The sequence below is a fragment of the Arthrobacter sp. GCM10027362 genome (assembly GCF_042679445.1).
GTDB lineage: Bacteria > Actinomycetota > Actinomycetes > Actinomycetales > Micrococcaceae > Crystallibacter.
Genome location: NZ_JBHTML010000411.1, coordinates 1 through 826, shown reverse-complemented (window position 1 = coordinate 826; position 826 = coordinate 1). Strand labels below are relative to the sequence as shown.

General features: G+C 73.1%; 1 protein-coding gene. It reads right to left on the bottom strand.

The features are described from left to right. Positions 1-615: YcnI family protein (locus ACFQ36_RS23050; protein ID WP_377017932.1), on the bottom strand; the 615-nt coding region annotated here is incomplete at its 3' end. Positions 616-826: the final 211 nt, after the last annotated feature.

Here is an 826-nt window from a genome sequence, read left to right as displayed (position 1 = left end):
GCTGGCGGCAGGTTCGGCCGCCTCGGCGCCGTGGCCGTGCGTCCCGTGGTCCCCGGCGGCCGCCGCGGTGACGGTGAAGGTGGGGGCCGGGGACTCCAGGTCGTGGCCGTCCTGGCCCCCGGCGGGCAGCTGGGCCCAGTCCGTCTTGCCCTTCTCGCAGGTCTGCAGCACCGGGAAGGCCAGGGTCTGCCCCTCGGCCGCCGGCACCTGGATCTGCAGCTGCAGGGTGTCCCGGACCCCGTCGGCCAGCGGGGTCCGGGCCGTGTAGGCGATCCTGCCGGTCCGTTCGGTGATGGTGGTTCCGGTCCCGAGCTTTTTGGGGGTGTCCAGCTTTTCGGTCACCTTCTTCACGTCCCAGCCCGGGTTGGCGGTGGGAATGGCGTCGTCGAGCTGGTCGGGCAGGGAGATGGTGATGCCGGTGGTCGGCGACCCGTCGCAGCCGTGCGCGAAGGAGAACGTGAGCACCGAGGTGGAGCCGGCCGCGGTGCTGTCCGGGTCGACGTGGACGTGGGCCGAGGCGGCGGAGGCTCCGGCCACTGCCAGGCCTGCGGCAAGCGAGGCGGTGACGGCGGCGGTCAGGAGGGTCTTGCAGGGACGGTGGTGGGAAATGGTCATGGCAGGGCCTTTCAAGGGCGCGGAAGCGCGCCGGAACAGTACGGAAAAAAGCGGCCGGGCAGCCCGGAAACTGTTTAACGAAAGGCCGGAGGACCGCGCAGCGGGTCCAGCCGGTGGTGGAAGAGGGGCCGGAGCAGCACGGGCGCGTCCGGAGCCGCCCCGGTGCGTCCGGCGGCCGGGAGCACGACGGCGGCGGGCGGCCGGGTGAGGG